Source organism: Actinosynnema mirum DSM 43827 (assembly GCF_000023245.1).
In the GTDB taxonomy this organism is placed as follows: domain Bacteria; phylum Actinomycetota; class Actinomycetes; order Mycobacteriales; family Pseudonocardiaceae; genus Actinosynnema; species Actinosynnema mirum.
In genome coordinates this window covers 5,434,410-5,455,440 of record NC_013093.1, presented here as the reverse complement: position 1 = coordinate 5,455,440, position 21,031 = coordinate 5,434,410, and the positions used below count along the sequence as shown (strand labels likewise).

At 76.4% G+C, this 21,031-nt stretch carries 6 protein-coding genes; 4 read left to right on the top strand and 2 right to left on the bottom strand.

All coding sequences use genetic code 11. The annotated features are described in order from the left end of the window. Nucleotides 1-8: 8 nt before the first annotated feature. On the bottom strand, nucleotides 9-1,304 hold the full coding sequence (locus AMIR_RS22835) for an aminotransferase-like domain-containing protein (protein ID WP_015803311.1): 1,296 nt from the start codon (nucleotides 1,302-1,304) through the stop codon (nucleotides 9-11). A 15-nt stretch (nucleotides 1,305-1,319) separates the two neighbouring features. Then, nucleotides 1,320-2,357 (bottom strand): 4-hydroxyphenylpyruvate dioxygenase, encoded by a 1,038-nt coding sequence (hppD, locus tag AMIR_RS22830; RefSeq protein WP_015803310.1) that lies wholly within the window; start codon nucleotides 2,355-2,357, stop codon nucleotides 1,320-1,322. Between the two features lie 125 nt (nucleotides 2,358-2,482). On the opposite strand from hppD, the gene AMIR_RS22825 reads away from it, so the two are divergent. The 4 genes from AMIR_RS22825 to AMIR_RS22810 are packed head-to-tail and all read left to right on the top strand — an operon-like array spanning nucleotide 2,483 to nucleotide 20,799. Beyond that, complete coding sequence (locus AMIR_RS22825) at nucleotides 2,483-13,528, top strand: non-ribosomal peptide synthetase (RefSeq protein WP_015803309.1); 11,046 nt, start codon at nucleotides 2,483-2,485, stop codon at nucleotides 13,526-13,528. Continuing rightward, entirely contained in the window at nucleotides 13,525-19,302 is a 5,778-nt protein-coding gene (locus tag AMIR_RS22820; RefSeq protein ID WP_015803308.1) for a non-ribosomal peptide synthetase, read from the top strand. Before AMIR_RS22825 ends, AMIR_RS22820 begins: the two co-directional genes overlap by 4 nt. Continuing rightward, a complete protein-coding gene (locus AMIR_RS22815) occupies nucleotides 19,299-20,204 on the top strand; it encodes a class I SAM-dependent methyltransferase (protein ID WP_015803307.1) in 906 nt (301 codons plus the stop codon). Before AMIR_RS22820 ends, AMIR_RS22815 begins: the two co-directional genes overlap by 4 nt. Before the next feature lie 40 nt (nucleotides 20,205-20,244). Continuing rightward, nucleotides 20,245-20,799, top strand: coding sequence for a GNAT family N-acetyltransferase (locus AMIR_RS22810; protein WP_015803306.1), 555 nt, complete (start codon nucleotides 20,245-20,247; stop codon nucleotides 20,797-20,799). Nucleotides 20,800-21,031: the final 232 nt, after the last annotated feature.

The window sequence follows — 21,031 nt, the reverse complement described above, 5'->3', positions numbered from 1 at the left end:
CCGGGGCGTCAGCGCCCGGCGAGCTGCTCCTCGATGAACGCGACCAGCCGGTCGAGGCCGCGCTCGATCTCGTCGGGGGTCAGCAGGCTGACCGACAGCCGCAGGTGCGGCAGCGGCCTGCCGTCGCCGTGGAAGTGGTGCATGGGGGTCCACAGCACCCGGTGCTCGCGGGCGGAGTGGTCGAGCAGCCGGTCGTCCACCGGGAACGGCACGGTCAGCGTGATGAAGAAGCCGCCCGCCGGGGAGTTCCAGCGCACGCCCCGCTCCGCCGCGTCCGGCATCCGGGCGGCCAGGCCCGCGAGCACCAGCGCGCGGTTGCGGCGGTAGACCTCGATCTCCCGGAGGTTGGCCTTGGCCAGGTCGAACCCGTGCTCCAGCAGCAGGCCGCCGATCAGCGCCTGGCTCACCGGCGAGGTGTTGACCGTGACCATGCTCTTGATCCGGGAGAGCTGGTCGGCCAGCGACCAGGCGCGGCCGTCGCCGAGGTCGACCGGCTGGTCGGCCACGACGTAGCCGACGCGCGCGCCGGGGAACGCGGTCTTCGCGTAGGAACCCAGGTAGACCACCCGCTCGCCGTCCAGCGCCTTCAGCGTGGGCAACCGGTCGTCGCCCGCGCCGAAGAGGCGGTAGGGGTTGTCCTCCAGCACCAGCAGGTCCTCCTCGGCGACCACGCGCAGCAGCTCGCGCCGCAGGTCGACGGGCAGGGTGGCGCCGGACGGGTTGGCGAAGTCGGGCACCACGTAGAGGGCGCGCGGGCGCAGCCCGTCGGCCCGCGCCCGCCTGATCCGCGCCACCAGGTCCGCCAGGTCCAGCCCCTCGGGCCCGTCGCGCACCCCCAGCACGGGCATCTCCACCAGCCGGGCCGCGCCCGTGATGCCCACGTACACCGGTGACACGGCCAGCAGCACGTCCCTCGGGTCGGCGCGCAGGGCCCGCAGCACGAGCAGCATCGCCTCCTGGCAGCCCACCGTCACCACGACGGACTCCGGGTCCACGTGGACGTCCTCGTCCACGGCCAGGTTCCGGGCGACCAGCTCGTGGATGACGCCCTTCGTGCGGCCGTACTGGAACAGCGTCCGGCGCGCCCGCGCGGCGTCCCCGCCCGGTTCCGCGACCAGGTGGTCGTGGAAGGCGCGCAGGTGGCGGTGCAGGGCCTCGACGTCGAAGAACTCCTCGTAGGGCCGACCGGGGGCGAACGACACGGCGTCCGGGTGCCGGTTCGCGATCTCGTTGAGGAACTCCATGGAGGTCAGCACCGGGTCGGTCAACGAGCCGTGCAGGTCACCGGCGCGCAGCGGGTCCATCGCCGTGCCCCGCGCTCAGCGCTCGGTCCGGTGGCGCTCGGCCTCGACGGCCTCGTAGAGGGCCTTGATGTTGCCGCTGCCGAAGGTGTGCGCGCCCGCGCGCTCGATGATCTCGAAGAAGAACGTGCCCCTGGGGTGGGTGGACCGGGCGAAGATCTGGTACAGCTTGCCGTCCTGGTCCTCGTCGACCAGCAGGTTCAGCTCGGCCAGCTCGGCCGTGGAGTACCGGGTCGGTCCGAGGCGGTCCGCCAGCAGGTCGTAGTAGGCGGCGGGCGTGGTGAGCAGCTCCACGCCCCGCTCGCGCAACCGGCGCACCGCGTCCACGATGCCGTCGGTGGCGAAGGCGATGTGCTGCACGCCCGCGCCACCGTGGTTCTTGATGAAGTCGTCGATCTGACCGGGCTTGCGCGAGGTGTCCGGTTCGATGAGGGTCAGCGTGACCGCGCCGGACGTGCTCTGCACGACCTTGGAGTTCATCGCCTGCGCCCCGACGACGATCTTCTCCTCGAAGACCACCCGGAAGTCCAGCACCTCCTGGTAGAACGCCACGGTCGGCTCCAGCCCGCCCGCCTCGAGGCAGACCGCGAAGTGGTCCAGCACGCGCAGGCCGCCCGCGCTCTCCGGGTCCTCGCCGGGCGCGCCGCCGGGGCGCTGGACGAAGGTGTGCACCACGTCGCCGAAGCCCATGATCGTGGCGAGCACCGCGCCGTCGGCCTCGGTGGGCTCGGCCACCGGCCGCGCGCCCCGCCGCACCGCCTCGGCGAACGCGGCGCGGGCGTCGGCGACGCCCAGCGCGAGGTCGGCCACGCCGTCGCCGTGCACCTTCACGTACGCGGCAGCCGGGGTGTCGTCGGCGATGGCCTGGGAGAACACCAGCCGGATGGAGCCGCCGCCCACCGCGACCGAGCGCACCGACGAGGTCTCGGACGTGCCGAGCACCACCAGCCCGTACTTGTCGGTGAGCTCGCCCGCCGCGCGGTCCGCGTCGCCGACGTAGAACACGGTGTGGTCGAGCGTCATGCCGTCGAACACGCTGCCTGCCTGTGCCGCCATCACGAACCTCCAGCCGTGGGATCGCCCTCCGGCAGCATTTATAGACGGTTTGCTTATCGATCCGTTTTCACATTCACCCGCAGTGATAAGGAATTGATAAACGATTTTCCTAGCCTGAGCGGACTATGAGGGACAGCGAGGAGTGGGAGCGCGGCGCACGGGTCGACCACGGCCCCGGCGGGCTGTGGCGGTCGATCGCCGCGGTGCTGGCCGGGGGTGGCGCCCGTGCCGCCGTCGTGCGCGGGGCGCGTTCGCTGTCCTTCGCCGAGCTGGACGCCCGGACCTCGGCGCTGGCCGGGCGGCTGCGCGCGGCCGGGGTCGGGGCGGAGCGGCCGGTGGCCGTGCTGGCCGAGGACGGGGTGGACCAGGTGGTGGCCTGCCTCGCGGTCTTCCGCGCGGGCGGGGTGTACCTGCCGGTGGACCCCGCGTGGCCCGCGGGCAGGCGGGCCGCGGTGCTCGCGGACGCGGGGCCGGCGGCGGTCGTGGTCGGTGGGGCGCTCGACGGTGGTGTGGCAGGCGCCGGTGCGCTCCACGCCGGTGCGCCCGGTGCCGGGTCGACCGACGCGGTGCTCGCCGCCGAGGCGCCCGTGCTGCCCGTCCACGTCGGGGACGACGAGGGCGCGGAGGGCGTCCCGTGGCCCGAGCCCGAGCGCGACCAGGCCGCTTACCTGGTCTACACCTCGGGGTCCACCGGGCGGCCCAAGGGCGTGCTGGTCACCCACGGCGCACTGGCGAACCGGATGCTCTGGTGGCAGGGCGAGCACCCGCTGGGGCCGGACGACGTGCTGATGGCGACCGCCTCGCCCGCCTTCGACATCGCGGTGTGGGAGCTGCTCGCCGCCTTCGTCGGCGGCGCCCGGCTGGTGATCGCCGAGCACCGGCTGCGCGGCGTGGTGCCCCACCTGCCCGAGCTGATGACCGACCACCGGGTGACCGTGGCGCACTTCGTGCCCTCGGTGCTGGAGGAGCTGCTGGGCTGGATGGCCGACGGCGGCCGGGTCGGCCTGCGGCTGGTGGTGTGCGGCGGCGAGGCCGTCCCGCCGTCGCAGCGGGACCGGCTGCTCGCCCTGTCGGGCGCGCGGATGGTGCACGCCTACGGGCCGACCGAGACCACCATCACCGTGGTGCACGACGAGTGCCGCGCGGACGACCCGGCGCCCGGCCTGCCGCTGGGCAGGCCGATGCACAACGCCGCCGTGGCCGTCGTGGACGCGGACGGGCGGCGGGCCCCGGTGGGCGTGGCCGGGGAGCTGGTGGTGGGCGGCGTCCCGCTGGCCAGGGGCTACCTCGGCAGACCCGGTGAGACGGCCGCCCGGTTCGTGCCGGACTGGCTCGGGCTCGGCCCGGCGGGTGGCCGCGTCTACCGCACCGGGGACCGCGCCCGGCGGTTGCCCGACGGCCGGATCGAGTTCCTCGGCCGGGTGGACGACGAGTTCAAGGTGCGCGGCCACCGGGTGGACCCGGCCGAGATCGAGTCCCTGCTGCACCAGCACCCCCTGGTCGGCCGGGCGGCGGTGCGGCTGGCGGACGGCGCGCACGTGGTGGCCTACCTCCAGGGCTCCGCCGACCCCGCCGAGCTGCGCGCCCACCTGGCCGACCGCCTGCCCCTGGCCGTCATCCCCACCCGCTGGGTGCGCCTGGACCGCTTCCCGCTGACCCCCAACGGCAAGGTCGACTACGCCGCCCTTCCCGCGGCGCCTGCCCGCGCGAACGGCCAGGACGGGCAAGGGGGCCAGGGCAACCAGCACGGCCCCGACGGCCCCGACAGCCCGGACAGCCCCGACGGCCGAGGGGACCAAGTCAGCCGGCACGACCCGGACGACCCGAATCACCCGAACGGCCAGGGCAGCCAGAACGGCTCGCACGGCCAGTCCGGCCTGCCCGGCCCGCACGGCCGCGCCACGACCGCGCTGGAGCGCGAGCTGGCCGAGCTGTGGGCGCGTGACCTCGGCCTGGACGCGGTGGGCGTCTCGGACGACTTCCTCGCCCTGGGCGGCCACTCCCTGCTCGCCACCCGGACCGCCGCCGCCGCCTGGCGGCGACGTCGGGTGCGGCTCTCGCCCGCCGACGTGCTGAGCGCCCGCACCGTGGCGGCGCTGGCCAGGCGGATCGAGGAGCTGGCGGTGTCCGCCCCGGAGCCCGCGGCGGCCACGGCCGACGAGGCGCCCGCCGAGCTGCCGCTGACCAGCGCGCAGGAGCGCATCCTGTTCGAGGAGGAGTTCCTCGGCGGTCCCGGCCTGTTCACCGTCCCGGTGCCGACCCGCTGGCGGGGACCGGTGCGGGTGCCCGAGCTGCGGACGGCGCTGGACGCCCTGGTGCGCAGGCACCCCGTGCTCCGCGCCGCGCTCGCCGACGACGGCGGCCCGGTCCGGCTGGTGCTGCACGAGGCGGCTCCGGTGCCGCTCGTGGTGGAGGACCTGCGCGCGCTCGCCCCGGCGGCGCGGGAGGCGCGGGTCGTGGCCGCGGGCGAGGAGGCGGCGGCCGAGCCGTTCGACCTGCACCGGCCCCCGCTGCTGCGGGCGCGGCTGCTGCGGTTGGCGGACGAGGAGCACGTGTTCCTGCCGGTGCTGCACCACCTGGTGTGCGACCGGTGGTCGATGCGGCTGCTCGCCGAGGACCTGCGCGAGCTGTACGCCTCCGCCCTCGACGGCCGCGCGCCCCGGCTCGGTCCGGCCGCGAGCCCGGTCGCCGTGCCGCGCGCGGGGAGCGGGCACGACCTGGACCACTGGCTCCGCAGGCTCGACGGCGCCGCGCTGGACGGCGACCTCGCGGTCGGGCCGCGTCACCGCGCCGACCACGGGCACCGGGCCGGCCGGGTGCTGCGGCTGCTCCCCGCCGAGCGGACCGCCGCGCTGAACGCGCTGTGCGCGGCGCGCGGCGTCACGCCGTTCGTGGTGCTGCTGGCCGCGTTCCAGGTGCTGCTGCACCGGTTCTCGGACTCCGACGACGTGGTCGTCGCGGTCCCGGTGGACGGCCGGGACGCCCCCGGCGCGTACGACGTGGTCACCATGCTGGTCAACACCGTGCCGCTGCGCGCGGACCTGCGCGGCGACCCCCGCTTCTCGGACGTGCTCGACCGGGCCAGGGACGAGGCGCGGGAGGCCGTGGCGCACCAGGCGGCGCCGATGGGGCGGCTGGCGGGCGCGCTGGGCCTGCGACGCGGCGCGGGGCACCACTCGCTGATGCGGCACATGCTGGTGTGGGAGGACTCGCTCGGCGTGCCGGTGGAGCTGCCCGGCGTGGTCGCGGAGCCGATGCGCCCGCCGTCGCACACCACCGCGTTCGACCTCACGCTGATCGCGCGGGCGGTGCCGGACGGCGTCGACCTGGAGCTGGAGTTCAACCACGACGTGCTGGACGCCGCCTCGGCCGCGCTGGTCGCGGACGGGTTCACCGCGCTGGTCGACCACGTCCTGGCCGACCCCGACGTGCGGATCGGCCGGACCCGGCTGACCGGCGCGCCGGTCGAACCGGTCCTGGCCGGCCCGGTCGCCCCGCCCGCGCCCCCGGTGCTGCGCCTGGTCCGGGACGCCGCCGCCCGCCGCCCGGACGCGCCCGCCGTGGTGGACGGGGAGGTGGTGACCGGCTACGCCGAGCTGGTGCGGCGCGCCGACGCCGTCGCGGCCCGGATCAGGGCCGCCGGAGGTGGACCCGGCGACGTGGTCGGCGTGTGCCTGCCGCGCTCGACCGACCTGGTGGCGGCGCTGCTCGGCGTCCTCGCCGCGGGCCGCGCGTTCCTGCCGCTGTCACCGGAGGACCCGGACGACCGGATCACCAGGCAGCTCGACCTCGGCGGCGCGCGCCTGGTGATCGCCGCCGACCCCGACCGGTTCGCCGCCGACCGGTTCGCCGGCGTCACCGCGGTGTCCCCGCTGGTTCCCGCGGAGGGGGCGGGTGAGGCGCCCCTCGCGCCGCTGCCGGAGCCGCTGCCCGGCGACGCCGCGTATGTGATCTTCACGTCCGGTTCGACGGGTGAGCCGAAGGGCGTGGTGGTCGAGCACCGCGCGCTGGCCGACCACGTGCGCTGGGCGGTGGGGGAGTACGGGCTGACCGCGGGCGACCGGGCCCTGCAGTTCTGCGCGGTCGCCTTCGACGTGCTGGTGGAGGAGGTGCTCCCGACCCTGGCCTCGGGCGCCGCCGTCGTGCTGCGCGACGAGGAGTCGGCCACCTCGGCGCAGGCGCTGGTCGAGCTGTGCGCGGCGCGGGGCGTGACGGTGGCGAACCTGCCCACCGGCTACTGGGAGCGGCTCGTCGCCGCCTTCGACGAGGACGGGACCGCCCTGCCGCCGTCGGTGCGGCTGGTGGTGATCGGCGGGCAGCAGGTGGACCGGTCGGCGGTGGAGCGCTGGCACCGCCTGCCGAACCCGGTCCGCCTGGTCAACGCCTACGGGCCGACGGAGATGACGATCGGCGCCACCGCCGCCGACCTCGTGCCCGGCGGCGGCGTCCCGATCGGCGGGCCCACCGAGAACACGCGGGCCTACCTGCTGGACCGCTACCTCGCGCCGGTCCCCGACGGGGTGGTGGCCGAGCTGTACCTGGCGGGCTCGGGACTGGCCAGGGGCTACTCCCGCAGGCCGGGCCTGACCGGCGAGCGGTTCCTGCCCGACCCGTTCGCGGGCGGCGGGCAGCGCATGTACCGCACCGGTGACCTGGCCGTCCGCCGCGACGGCGCGCTGCACTTCATCGGCCGGGTCGACCGGCAGGTCAAGGTGCGGGGCCACCGGATCGAGCTGGACGAGGTGGAGAGCGCGCTCACCGCCGCGCCGGGCGTCGCCGAGGCGGCCGTGCTGCTGCGCGGCGGGCGCCTGGTCGCCCACGTGGCCGCGCCGCCGGAGGTGGACGGGGCCGGGCTGCGGGCGCACCTGGCCGGTCGGCTGCCCGCGTTCATGGTGCCCTCGGTGGTCGTGGTGAGCCGGGCGCTGCCGCGCACCTCGACGGGGAAGGTGGACCGCAACGCGCTCACCGCCGAGCCGGACGAGCCCGCCGACCTCGCGCTGCCGGGGGACGACGAGCCGGGGGACGAGCGCGAGCGCGCGACGAGCGCGCTGTGGGCCCAGGTGCTCGGGGTGGCCAGGGTGGGCGTGCGCGACAGCTTCTTCGACCTGGGCGGGCACTCGCTGCTGGCGATGGACCTGGTGCGCCGGATGCACGGGCAGGGCTACCGGCGCCTGCGGGTGCCGGACCTCTTCGAGCACCCCACCATCGAGGCGCTCGCGCCGTGGGCCGACGACGCGCCGACCGCGACCGGCACTGGTGCGACCGAACCTGGTGCGACCGGTCCCAGCGTGGCCGGCCCCGGTGTGGCTGCCCCCGGTGCGGCACCCGGCGTGGTGGCGCCCAACGCGACTGTTCCCGGTGTGGCCGCCCCCGGTGCGGTGCCCGACGCGACTGCCCCCGACGCGACTGCCCCCGGCGCGGTGGTGCCCGGCGCGGTCCCCTCCAGCGCGGTCCCCTCCAGCCCCGTCCCGCCCCCCGTCCCGGACTCGGCCCCGCTGTCCTGGGCGCAGCTGGGCATCTGGGCGCACGCGGCGGTCAGCGGCAGCCGGACGTTCCACCTGCCGGTCGTGCTGCGCCTGTCCGGCCCGCTCTCCGAGTCGGACCTGGCCGGTGCGACGGCGGCGCTGACCGCCCGGCACGACCTGCTGCGCAGCGCGCTCGCCGACGGCCCGGAGGGCCCGGAGTGGCGCCCCGCCCGGAACGCGCCGGTCCCGCTCGGCGTGCTCGACGCGCCCGCCCCGGACCTGGCCGAGCGGATCGCCGAGCTCGTCGCCGAGCCGTTCGACCTGCGGGCCGCGCCGCCGGTCCGCTGGACCCTGCTGCGGCTCGGCCCGGACGACGCCGCGCTCGTGGTCGTGCTGCACCACATCGCCGGGGACGGCTGGTCCGCGGGCCTGCTGGTGCGCGAGCTGGCCGAGCTGTACGCGGCCCGCACCGGACGCCGCCCCGCCGCCCTGCCGCCCGCCCCGAGCTTCCTGGCGCTGGCCGCCGCCGACCGCTCCGCGCCACCGGACCGGGACGGGCTGGCGTTCTGGACCGAGGCCCTGCGCGGCGCCCCCGACCGGATGGACCTGCCCGCCGACCGGCTGCCCGCCGAGCCCCGCGACCCCGGCCGCCACCGCGCCCGCGTGCCGCTGCCACCCGCGACCGCCTCCGCGCTGGCCGAGCTGGCCAGGCGGGAGCGGGCGACCCCGTTCATGGTGCTGCTCGCCGGGGTGCAGGCGTGGCTGGCCCGCTGCTGCCGCCAGTCCGACGTCGTGGTCGGCGCCCCCGTGGCCGACCGGGACGACGACGTCGCGGCGGGCGTGCTCGGGCCGCTGGTCAACGTGCTGCCCGTGCGCGTCCGGGTGGACCCGGCCCGCTCGTTCGCCGGGCAGGTCGCCCGCACGCGCGCCGCCGTCCTCGCCGTGTTCGAGCACCGCTCGACGCCCACCCAGCAGATCGTGCGGCACCTCGGGCTGAGCGGGCGCGGCCTGAGCCACGTCGTCTTCGACCTCGACGAGGCCGCCGAGCCCGAGACCACCGCGTTCGGCGGGGTGACCGCGCGGACCGTGCCGCAGACCCCGGCGCTGGGCGCCTTCGACCTGGAGGTGACCGCGCGCCAGGGGCGGGACGGGCTCTCCGTCGAGCTGCGCGCCGCGGCGGACCTGTTCGGGCAGGCCGGGGTCGAGCACCTCGCCGCCGCGCTGGCCCGACTGCTCACCGGGGTCGCCGAGCGGCCGGACGCCCCGCTGCGGTCGATCGACCTGCTCGGGGACGACGAGCGGCGCAGGCTGCTGGTCGGGTTGAACGCGCGGCACCGGCCGGAGCGGCCCGAGGGCGTGCTCGCCCTGGTGGCCGACTGGGTGGCCCGCACCCCGGACGCGACGGCGGTGACCGCGCCCACCGATCGGCTGACCTACCGGGAGCTCGACGCGCTGTCCGACGGCGTGGCCGGGTGGCTGCGCGACCGGGGGCTGCCCGCCGAGGGGCTGGTGGCCACCCGGCTGGGCCGCTGCCTCGAACTGCCCGCCGTCGTGCTGGGCATCTGGAAGGCCGGCGGCGCCTACGTGCCGCTGGACCCCGCGCAACCGGCCGAGCGGCACCGCCGCATCCTCGCCGACTGCCGCCCGCGCGCGGTGGTCGCCGACCGGGACGACCCGGTCTTCGGCGACACCCCCCTGCTGACCGTCGCCGACCTCCGGCCCGGAGCCCCCGCCCCGGTCCGCCCGCCGGAACCCGACCGCCTCGCGTACGTGGCCTACACCTCCGGGTCGACCGGGGAGCCCAAGGGCGTGCAGTGCGCGCACCACGGGCTGGCCAACCAGCTGATGTGGTCGCGGCGCGCGTACCCGCTGAACCCCGGCGAGGCGCTGGCGCAGGTCGCGGCCGTCGGCTTCGACATCTCGCTGTGGGAGCTGCTGCACCCGCTGACCAGCGGCGGCAGGCTGGTGGTGCTGGACCAGGAGCGGCACGGGGACGTCGTCGCGATCGCGGAGCTGGTCGCGGCGGAGCGCGTGGTGGTGCTGCACCTGGTGCCGACGCTGCTGGAGCACTACCTGGACGAGGGGCCCGCCGACTCGCTGCGGCACGTGGTGTGCGGCGGCGAGCGGCTCTCGCCCGGCCTGCCCGCCCGGTTCGCCGCCCGCACGCCGGCTGCCCTGAACCACACCTACGGGCCGACCGAGGCCTCGATCATCGTCACGCACTGGCGCAGCCCCGACCCCGCGCCGGACGCGGTGTCGCTGGGCGCGCCGCTCCCCGGCGCGCGGGTCTACCTGCTCGACCCGCACGGGCAGCCGGTGCCGGTGGGCGTGGTGGGCGAGCTGGTCCTCGGTGGCGAGGTGCTGGCGCGGGGCTACCTCGGCAGGCCGGGGGCCACGGCGGAGCGGTTCCTGCCCGACCCGTTCTCGGACGTGCCCGGCGCCCGCGCCTACCGCACCGGCGACCTGGCCCGCCACCGCCCGGACGGCGGCCTGGAGTTCGTCGGCCGGGCCGACCGGCAGGTGAAGATCCTCGGCGTGCGCGTGGAACCGCACGAGGTGGAGACCGCGCTGGTGGCGAACCCCGCCGTGGCCGCTTGCGCCGTGCTGCCCCGCGAGGACGCGCGGGGCGCGGTCGGCCTGGTGGGCTACCTCGTGCCCGCCGACCGGGACGCCGACCCCGGCCAGTTGCGCGCCGAGGTCGGCCGGGCGCTGCGGGAACGGCTGCCCCGCGCGATGGTGCCCTCGCGCCTGGTGGTGCTGGAGGCGCTGCCGGTCGGCCCGACGGGCAAGCTGGACGTCGGCGCCCTGCCCGAGCCCGACGAGGCCCCCGCGCCCCTCCCGGCCCCGTCGCCCACCGGGCCCGGCACCGCCGCGGAGCGCGACCTCGCCGCCATCTGGGCGCAGGTGCTCCCCGTGCCCGGCGACCGGGTGATCGGGCCGCAGGACAACTTCTTCGAACTCGGCGGCGACTCGGTGAGCGCGATCCGGGTGGTGGCCAGGGCGCGCGCGGCGGGCCTGCGCGTGGAGCTGGGCCGGGTGCTGCGCGCGGGGTCGCTGGCCGAGCTGGCGGCCTCCGCGAGCCCGGTCGAGGCGCCGGTCGCGGTGCGGCCCGCGCCCCCGGACGCCCGGCTGTGGCTCACCCCCGCGCAGCGCCGGTTCCTGGCCACCGCCGTCCCCGGCCACTTCAACCAGGCCGTGCTGACCGAACCCGCCGAACGGGTCGACCCGGAGGCGCTGCGGGCCGCGCTCCAGGCGGTGGCCGCCCACCACGACGCGTTCCGCCTGCGCCCGGTGCGGGCGGACGGGCGCAGGCAGGACCACGCCGTCCTCGCCCCGCGCACGGACGACCTGGTCGTGGTGCTGACGGCCGGGGCGCCGTTCCACGACGACTCGGCGGACGAGCTCGCCGCGCCCGCGCACCGCGCGGTGGACGTCGACCGGGGCCCCCTGCTGGCCGCGCTGCTCGCCGAACGGCCCGACGGCGGGCAGGTCGTCCTGCTCACCGCCCACCACCTGGCGATCGACACGGCCTCGTGGGAGACCGTGCTGTCCGACCTGGACATCGCCTACCGGCAGGTGGCGCGCGGCGAGCAGGTGGTCCTGCCGACGCCGATCACGCCGTTCGCGGACCTCGCCCGCGCCCTGCCCGCGTTCACCGCCCGGCTCGACACCCCGGCGCAGCGCGCCCACTGGCACGACCAGCTCGCCGACCTGCCCCCGCTCCCCGGCGCGACCGGTGGCGGCACGGGTGTCGGATCGGTGCTGCTCGCGCTGGGCGAGCCCGCCACGCGGGCGCTGACGGCGGCGGCCTCCCGGCACCGGCTGCGGGTGGACGAGCTGCTGCTGGCCGCCCTGGTCCGCGTCATCGCCCGGTGGACCGGCAGCCCGAGGGTGGGGCTGCTGCGCGAGGCGCACGGCCGCTCGGGGCCACCCGACTGGCCCGACCTGACCGGCACCGTCGGCTGGCTCACCGCCGTCTACCCGGTGCGCGTGGACCTGCCCGCCGACGAACCGCTGGCCGCCCTGCACGCCGTGCGCGAGGCCCTGGGCGCGGTCCCGGACGGCGGTGTGGGCTACGGCCTGCTGCACCCCGACCCCGAGGCCGAGCCGGACCTGGTGGTCAACTACCTCGGCGCCACCACCGGCGGTCCCGGCTCGGGCCTGTTCGTCCGCGCCGCCCGGCAGGCCATCGGCGGGTACGCCGCCGGGCAGGCCGCCGTGCGCGGCGTCGAGGTGATCGCGGGCATCGACGAGCGCGGCCTGTGGGTGGAGTGGCTGCACGACCGCGAGCGGTTCCCCGAGTCCACCGTGGACTCGCTGGCCGAAGGGCTGCGCGTCGCCCTGGCGGAGCTGGTCCCCCCGCTGGAGGGACCGTTCGGCGTCGCCGCCGTGCCCACCGACTTCCCGGCGGCGCGCGTGCCGGGCGACCGGCTGCGCGCGGTGCTCGCCGCCCGCTCGGGCGTGCGCGACGTGCTGCCGCTCTCCCCGGCGCAGCAGGGGATGCTGGCCTGGCACCTCGCCCGACCGGGTTCGGTCGCCTACCACACGCAGATCCTCTTCGCCGCGGACGGCGACGTGGACGAGGCCCGGTTGCGCGCGGCCTGGCAGCGGGTGGTGGACCGCACCGACGTGTTCCGGACCGCGTTCGTCCACACCGGACTGGAGGAGCCGGTGCAGGTCGTCGGCGCCAGCCCGCCGGTGGACTGGCGCGGGCACGCGGGCGCCGGACCGGACGAGGTGCTGGCCGCCGACCGGGACGAGCCGTTCGACCTGTCCGCGCCGGGCCAGCAGCGCTGGCACTGGATCGACGGCGGGGCGACGGGCCGGTGGCTGCTGTGGAGCCACCACCACATCCTGCTCGACGGCTGGAGCCTGCCGCTGGTGCTCGCCGACGTGGCCGCGGCCTACACCGCCGGACCCGCCTGGGCGCCACCGCGCCGACCGGGGTACGGCGCCTACCTGTCGTGGCTGTCCACCCGCGACGAGGAGGCGGGCGCCGCGTTCTGGCGCGGACGGCTGGCGGGCGCCACGCCGACCCGCCTCGGCCGTGCGGGAACCCCCGGCGCCGCCTCGCTGGTCACCGCCGACCTGCCGGAAGCGGCGACGCGGGCGCTGACCGGCCTGGCCGAGCGCAGCCGGGCCACGCTGCACTCCGTGGTGCTGGCCGCCTGGTCGCTGGTGCTCGGACTGCGCTGCGCGAGCGACGACGTGGTCTTCGGCGTGGTGATGTCCCTGCGGCCGGACGAGATCCCCGACTCCGAGCGCCTGGTCGGCCTCTGCCTGAACACCGTGCCCCTGCGGGTGCGGGTGGACGCCGACGGCGAGCTGCCCGAGCTGTTCCGGCGCATCCAGCAGGACCTGGTGGAGGGCTACCAGCACGCCGCCCACCCGCTGGGCCGCGTCCGGGGCTGGGCGGGCGCGCCGGACGCCCTGTTCGACAGCATCGTGGTGTTCGAGAACTACCCCGGCGACCGCACGGGTCAGGCCCTGGGCGCCGACGGCGCGCTGCGGGTGGTCCGCGCGGTGGAGAGCACCGAGTTCGCCGTCTCGCTGACCGTGCTGCCCGACGAGCGGCTCACCTTCGAGCTGACCCACCTCAGCCACGCGCTGACCTCCGCCGAGGCAGGCGAACTCGTCCGCCGCCTGGCCCGCCTGCTGGAGCGGATCGCCGAGAGCGGCGGTCCCGAGGGGAGAAGGAACCCGTGACCTTTCGAGTGCGCGACCTGTTCGCCGACGACGCAGGCGAGGCCACCGCTCAGCTGGCCGCGTGGAACGACACCGCCCGCGACTTCCCCACCGAGGTGGGCGTGCACGAGCTCGTGCGGCGGCAGGCCGCCGAGCACGGCGCGCGCGGCGCGGTGACCTTCGAGGGCGCGACCACGACCTACGCGGAGCTGGACGCCGCGGCGGCCGGGCTGGCGCGGCGGCTGGCGGGCGCGGGCGTGCGGCCCGGTGACGTCGTGGCCATCGCGCTGCCCCCGTCGGAGCGGCGGATCGCCGCCGTCCTCGGCGCGCTGCGCGCGGGCGCCGCGTACCTGCCGCTGGACCCCGAGCTGCCCGCGCCGAGGCTGGAGTTCCTGCTCGCCGACGCCGGGGCCGCGGTGCTGATCACCGACACGGCCACGCGGGAGGGCCCGGTCGCCGCCCACGACGGGCCGACCGTGCTGTGCGACCGGTTGTCCCCGGACGGTGCTCCCACCGCCGAGCCCACCGCCGAGCCCGCGGAGTTCCCCGGCTCCGCGCTGGCGGCCTACGTCATCTACACCTCGGGCTCCACCGGCCGCCCCAAGGGCGTCGCGGTCGACCACCGCAGCCTGGTCAACCGCCTGCTGTGGATGCGCGAGCGGTACGGGGTCGGGCAGGGCGACGTGGTCCTGCACAAGACGTCCTTCGGCTTCGACGTCTCCGTGTGGGAGCAGCTGCTGCCGCTGATCAGCGGCGCCCGCCTGGTGATCGCCCCGCAGGAGACCCGGCGAGACGCCACCGCGCTGGTCCGGCTCGTGCGCGCCGAGTCGGTGACGGTGCTGCACTTCGTGCCCTCGCTGCTGCCCGCGTTCCTCGACGTCGCGGAGGTCGAGCAGGCCCGCGCGCTGCGGGTGGCGATCTCCAGCGGCGAGGCGCTGCCCAAGCCGGTGGCCGTCGACTTCGCCCGGCGCCTGCCGCACTGCGCGCTGCACAACCTCTACGGGCCGACCGAGGCCACCATCGACGTCACGCACTGGCCGGTCGACGGCGACGACGAGCGCCCCTTCGTGCCCATCGGCACCCCGATCGACAACACCAGCGTCTACGTGCTCGACGACCACCTGGAACCGCTGCCGGTCGGCGCGGAGGGCGAGCTGTGCATCGGCGGGCAGGCGGTGGCGCTGGGCTACCTCGGGCGGCCCGCGCTCACCGCCGAGAAGTTCGCGCCCGACCCGTTCGGCGCCCCCGGCGCGCGCATGTACCGCACCGGCGACCGGGCCCGGTTCGGCCCCGACGGCGCGATCGAGTACCTGGGGCGGCGCGACGGGCAGGTCAAGCTGCGCGGCTACCGCGTCGAGCTGGGCGAGACCGAGGCCGCGCTGCTGGAGTCCGACCTCGTCCGGCAGGCGGCCGTGGTGGTGCGCGGCGAGGGCGGGGCCAAGCGGCTGGTGGGCTTCGTCTCCGGCCGCCCGGAGGCCGCGGGCGGCGCCGAGGGCGCGGAGGCGCACGTGCTGGCGCGCCTGTCCGCGACCCTGCCCGCCTACCAGGTGCCGTCGCAGCTGGTGTGGCTCGACGCCCTGCCGCTGACCCCCTCCGGCAAGGTGGACCGCGCGGCGCTGCCCGAGACCGCGGCGGCCCACCGGTCGTCCGCCGCGCCCGAGACCCCCACCGAGCGGGCGATCGCGGCGCTGTGGGCGGAGCTGCTGGACGGCCCCGAACCGGGCCTGGACGACGACTTCTTCCGCACCGGCGGCGACTCGGTGTCCAGCATGAGGCTGGCCGCGCGGGCCCAGCGCCAAGGCGTCCGGCTCGACGTGCAGCACATCTTCACCCACCGCACGGTCCGGGGCATGGCCGCCGCCGCCGACGAGGCGTCCACCCGCCCGGTCGTGGCCGAGCCGCGCGGCGACGACGAGGAGGCGCTGCTGGCGGGTGTCGACCCCGAGCACCTGGCGCAGGTGCGCGCGCGCCCCGGCGTCGTGGACGTCTACCCCCTCGCCCCGATGCAGGAGGGGATGCTCTTCCGCGGCCTGTTCTGGCCCGACTCGGACGCCTACTTCAACCAGAACGTGCTGGAGCTGGTCGGCGGGACCGACGAGGACGTGCTGCGCGAGGCGTGGCGGCGGGTCGCCGACCGCTACGAGATCCTGCGCACCGGCTTCACCTGGCGCGACCGGGCCGAGCCGCTCCAGTACGTGCGCGACGACCTCGCGCCGCCGTGGGCGCTGCTCGACTGGTCCGGCGAGGACCCCGATCGCCGCGCGGAGCTGCTGGAGCGGCTGCTGGCCGACGACCGGGCCGCCGGGCTCTCGCTGGCCGACTGCCCGCTGTACCGGCTGACCCTGGTGCGGCTCGGCGGCGGACGGCACTACCTGCTGTGGAGCCACCACCACATCCTGCTCGACGGCTGGTGCCTGTCCCTGATCTGGGGCGACGTGTTCCGGGTCTACGAGGAGCTGGCGCACGGCCGCGAGCCGCGGCTGGAACCGGTCCGCCCCTACCGGGACTACGTGCGCTGGATCAGGGCCAGGGCCGCGCGCAGCGAGGAGTCCGAGCGGTTCTGGCGCGAGTACCTGCGGGACCTGACCCCCAGCCCGTTCTCGACCGCCCCCGCCGACCGGGAGGGCGAGTTCGACACCGTCGTCCACGAGTTCCCCGAGCAGCTCACGCGGCTGGTGAACGAGGCGGCGCGCGGGTACGGCGTCACCACCAACGCGATCAGCCAGGCGGCGTGGAGCATGCTGCTCGCGCTCCAGACCGGCGCGCGCGACGTGGTGCACGGCCTGACCATCGCGGGCCGCCCGCCCGAGCTGGAGGGCTCGGAGCACATGGTGGGCATCTTCATCAACACCATCCCGCTGCGGATCAGGCTCGACCCCGACCAGACGGTGACCGGGCTGCTGGAGACCATCCACCGCGACCTGGCCACCACGGCGGCCCACGGCCACGTCCCGCTGGCCCAGATCAAGTCGTGGGCCTCCGGCGAGCGGCTGTCCGGCGGCCGGGTCTTCGACAACCTGGTGGCCTTCGAGAACTACCCCGAGGACAACCTGCCCGGCGACGACCTGAGCATCCAGATCATCGACCTGCACGCGCAGGAGAAGACCGAGTACCCGATCGGTCTCATCGTGCTGCCGCTGCAGAAGCTCGCGTTCCACTTCAACTACGACACCACGCACTTCACCCGCGCCCAGGTGGACCGGTTCATCGAGGTCTTCCGGCTGCTCACCGAGCAGCTGTGCCGCCGCCCCTCGGCGCGGCTGAGCGAGCTGGAGCTGCTGCCCGCCGCGGACCGCGAGCTGCTCGGGAGCTGGAACGGCGCGACCCGCGGCACGACCGGCGACGGGCAGGAGCCGTCCCTGCTCGACCTGTTCCTCCGCCACCGGGCGGCCACGCCGGACGCGCCCGCCGTGGTGGAGAACGGGGTCGTGCTCGACTACGCCGGGCTTGACGAGCGCGCGATCGCGCTGGCGGGCCGGCTGGCCGAGGCGGGCGTGCGCGCCGGGCACCTGGTGGGCGTCTGCCTGCGGCGCTCCGCGGCCCACCCGATCGCGCTGCTGGCCGTTTACCGCAGCGGCGCGGTGCCGGTGCTGCTCGACCCCGAGCACCCGGTGGCGCGGCTGCGGGAGGCGGCGGCGGACGCGGGCGTGGCCGCCGTGGTGACGACGGCGGACCAGGCCGGGTTCGAGGCGTGGCCGGTCGTCCACCCCGACGGGGGGATCGTCGCGCCGACGGAGCCCGCCGCCTGCCGACCCGGCTCGGCCGACCCGGCCCGCGACGCCTGCGTCGTCTACACCTCGGGCTCGACCGGCGGGCCCAAGGGCGTGCTCGCGCCCCAGGCGGGGCTGGTGAACCGGGTGCTGTGGTCGGGTCGCGCGTTCCCCACCCCGGAACCGCCGCGCGTGCTGGCCACCGCGGGCACCGCGTTCGACATCGCGCTGTGGGAGCTGTTCTTCCCGCTGGCGCACGGGGGAGCGGTGGTGACCGCGCCCCAGGACGCCGTGCTCGACCCGGACGCGCTGGCCGAGCTGATCGTCGCGGAGCGGGTGACCGTGGCGCACTTCCTGCCCAGCCTGCTCGCCGCGTTCCTGGACAGCCCCAAGGCCGCCGGCTGCACCGGGCTGGCGCACGTCCTGTCCGGCGGCGAGGCCGTCACCCCCGCGATCGTCCGCGCCTTCACCGGCTCCGGCCTGCCCGCCCGGCTGCACCAGGCGTACGGCCCGGCCGAGGCCTCGATCAGCGTCACCCACCACACCTGCGCCCCGGAGGACGGCCTGCGCGAGCGCGTGCCGATCGGCAGGCCCATCGACGGCGCCGGGGCGCACGTCGTGGACGAGCACCTGCGCGAGCTGCCCGTCGGTTGCGTCGGCGAGCTGGCCGTCACCGGCGTCGCGGTCGGGGCGGGCTACCCGAACGACCCGGAGCTGACCGCGCGGCGGTTCCCTGCCAACCCCTTCGGCGCGCAGCCGCTCTACCTCACCGGCGACCTGGCCCGCTGGGGCGCCGACGGCGAGCTGGAGTTCCTCGGCAGGCGCGACCGGCAGGTGAAGGTGCGCGGGCACCGGGTCGAGCCCGCCGAGGTGGACCGCACCGCCGAGCTGCACCCCGGGGTGCGCCAGGCGGTCACCGTCTTCCGCGACGGCGCGCTGACCACGTTCGCGGCGCCGCGCGCGGGCGCCCTGCTCGACGTGGCCGACCTGCGCCGCCTGCTGCGCGAGCGGCTGCCGGACTGGATGGTCGGCGAGCTGGTGGTGCTCGACGCGCTGCCGGTGACCGGCAACGGCAAGGTGGACCAGCGCGCGCTGCTCGACCTGGCGGGCGCCGGGACCCGGTCGGCGGTCGTGGGCTCGCGCCCGCCCGCCACCGAGCTGGAGAAGCTCGTCGCGCGCTGCTGGGAGGAGGTGCTGGGCGTCACGGGCATCGGCGCGCACGACGACTTCTTCGAGATCGGCGGCCACTCCCTGCTGGTGGTGCGGCTGCTCCGGGTCCTGCGGGACAACCTGCCGGAAGGGGTGCACTGCGACGTGCCGCACATCCTCAAGGCGCCCACCGTCGCCGGGCTCGCCGAGCAGCTGCTCGCCCCCGTCGAGGGCTCCGGGTCGGCCTACGTGCACACCCTCAACCCGGAGGCGACCGGCGGCGCGCTGGTCCTCGTGCACCCCGGCGAGGGGCTGGCGCTGCCCTACCACGGGCTGGCGCCGCTGCTGCCCGACGTGCGCCTGCACGTCCTCTCCGACCCGCGCTTCGGGCAGTCGGACAACCGGTTCGCCACCCTGGCCGAGATGGCCACCCGCTACGTCGAGTGGGTGCGCACCACCGAGCCCGAGGGGCCGTACCGCCTCGGCGGCTGGTCCTTCGGCGGCGTGGTGGCGCTGGAGATGGCCAGTCAGATGACCGCGCACGGCGACGAGGTGTCGGACCTGCTGCTCGTCGACAGCCACAACCTCAACGCCGCGCCCCGCACCGGGGACCCCCGCGAGGGCGTGCGGCAGCGGCTGGTCGAGCTGGGCGTCGACCCGGACTCCCCGGAGGGCGTGGACGTCGTGGAGGAGCTGCTGCACAACGGCGCCCTCGCCGCGCAGTACGCGCCCCCGGCCTACCGGGGCCGGGTGAGCCTGCTGGTGACCCCCACCGACGGCGACCGCGACGCCGTGCGCGCGCGGGGCTGGGACCGGGCGCTGCTGCCGGACCTGGTCGTCGAACCCGTGCCGGGCGCGCACGAGCGGTTGTTCGACGAGGAGCACCTGTCCGACACGGCGGACGCGATCCGCCGCGCGCTGGGAGGAGAGCGGTGACCGCGCTGTCACGCGTGTCCGGGCAGGCCCCGGACCGGGTCGTGGAGACCTACGCCGAGGGCAAGCCGTACGACCTGTTCTTCCTGGACGTGGCGGGCGTGCGCCTGGTCGGTCGCAAGACCGAGGCCGCCTACCCCGGCCCCGACCGGGACGGCCTGCCCGCCGAGCGGCTCAAGTGCGCGCTCGTCGAGGCGCGGATGCTGCTGGGGGTGGTGGAGCGCGACCAGGTGGCCGAGGACCACGTGGCCGTGTTCCACCGCCCGCTGGGCGAGGCGGAGAAGGCCGAGCTGTTCGCCGCGGCCGTCGCCGACCCCACGACGGACCTGTACTACCCGTACGCCCAGCTCGGCGACCGCGTCCGCGAGACCGAGGAGGGCGGCTGGGAGGTGACCGACGAGTCGGCCCGCGAGCTGGACCACGCCGAGGAGGTCCTGCGCGACCACGTGCCGGACCGGCTCGCGGAGCTGGGGTTCCGGGGCGGGGTCGCCTACGACGCCGCCTGCTCGACCGGCGCGTTCCTCCAGGCCGTCGGCCGCCGGTTCCCCGGCACCCGCACCATCGGGCAGGACCTCAGCCCCGCCATGGTGGCCCGCGCGCGGACCAGGCTCGACGAGGCGCACTGCGGCGACGGCATCCGGCCCGCGATCCCGGAGGCCAGCGCCGACCTGGTGGTGTGCAGGCACCTCAACGCGTTCGTGGTCGGCACCGGCCAGGCCCACGACCTGCTCGCCGCCGCGGCGAGCAGGTGCCGGGAGGGCGGCCTCGTCGTGCTGCTCGGCCACACCCCGGTCCTGGTCAGCAGCCAGTGGTGCGAGATGTCCGGGCTGACCCCGCTCCAGCGCTCGGGAGCCACCCCGTCCGGGCACGCCCTGTTCCAGTGCTACGTGCTGCGCAAGGGGTGAGCCCCGCGCACGCGCGGCCCCGCGCGGAGGGCGGACGGTGATGCTGGTCAGCGGCAGACTCGTGCTGAGGCGGTTCCGCCCCGGTGACGCGGAGGCGTTCGCCGCCTACCGCTCCGACCCGGAGGTGGCCCGCTACCAGGCGTGGGACACGCCGCTGTCGCTGCCGGACGCGGTCGCCGCCGTGGCGCGGCACGCGGCGGCCGACCCGGAGCGGGTCGGGTGGTTCCCGTACGCCATCGCGCTCGACGGCGAGCTGATCGGCGACCTCGGCGTGAACCTGCGCGAGGACCGGGAGCAGGCCGACCTCGGGTTCAGCGTCGCGGCGCCGTTCCAGGGCCGCGGCTACGCCACCGAGGCCGTGGAGCGCGTGCTGCGGCACCTGTTCCTCGACCGGGGGATGCACCGCGTGTCGGCGGAGTGCGACCCCCGCAACACCGCGTCCGCGCGCCTGCTGGAGCGCGTCGGCTTCCGGCGCGAGGGGCTGCGGAGGCAGAGCACGCGGCTGCGCGGGGAGTGGGTGGACGACCTGCTGTTCGGCCTGCTCGCCGCCGACTACCGCCGGGAGCTCGCGGACGGCGGCGAGCCCGGCGGGTGAGCCGCACGCCCCCTCACCCGGAATTCCCGAACCGACCCCGCAGCAATCCGGTGAAAGGCACACCACCGGTATTGCGGCGGGGTCGGTCCGGTATTCGCCTGGCGAGTGCGGAAAGGCGAATTCGGATATCTTGACGGTGCGTTCCGGGGCGGTCTAGCGTCTGGGCTTGGTATTCGGTGGAATAGCGTGCGAGCGGTTCCTTCGGGAAGTCGGCTCGTGCGCTGTTCCACTC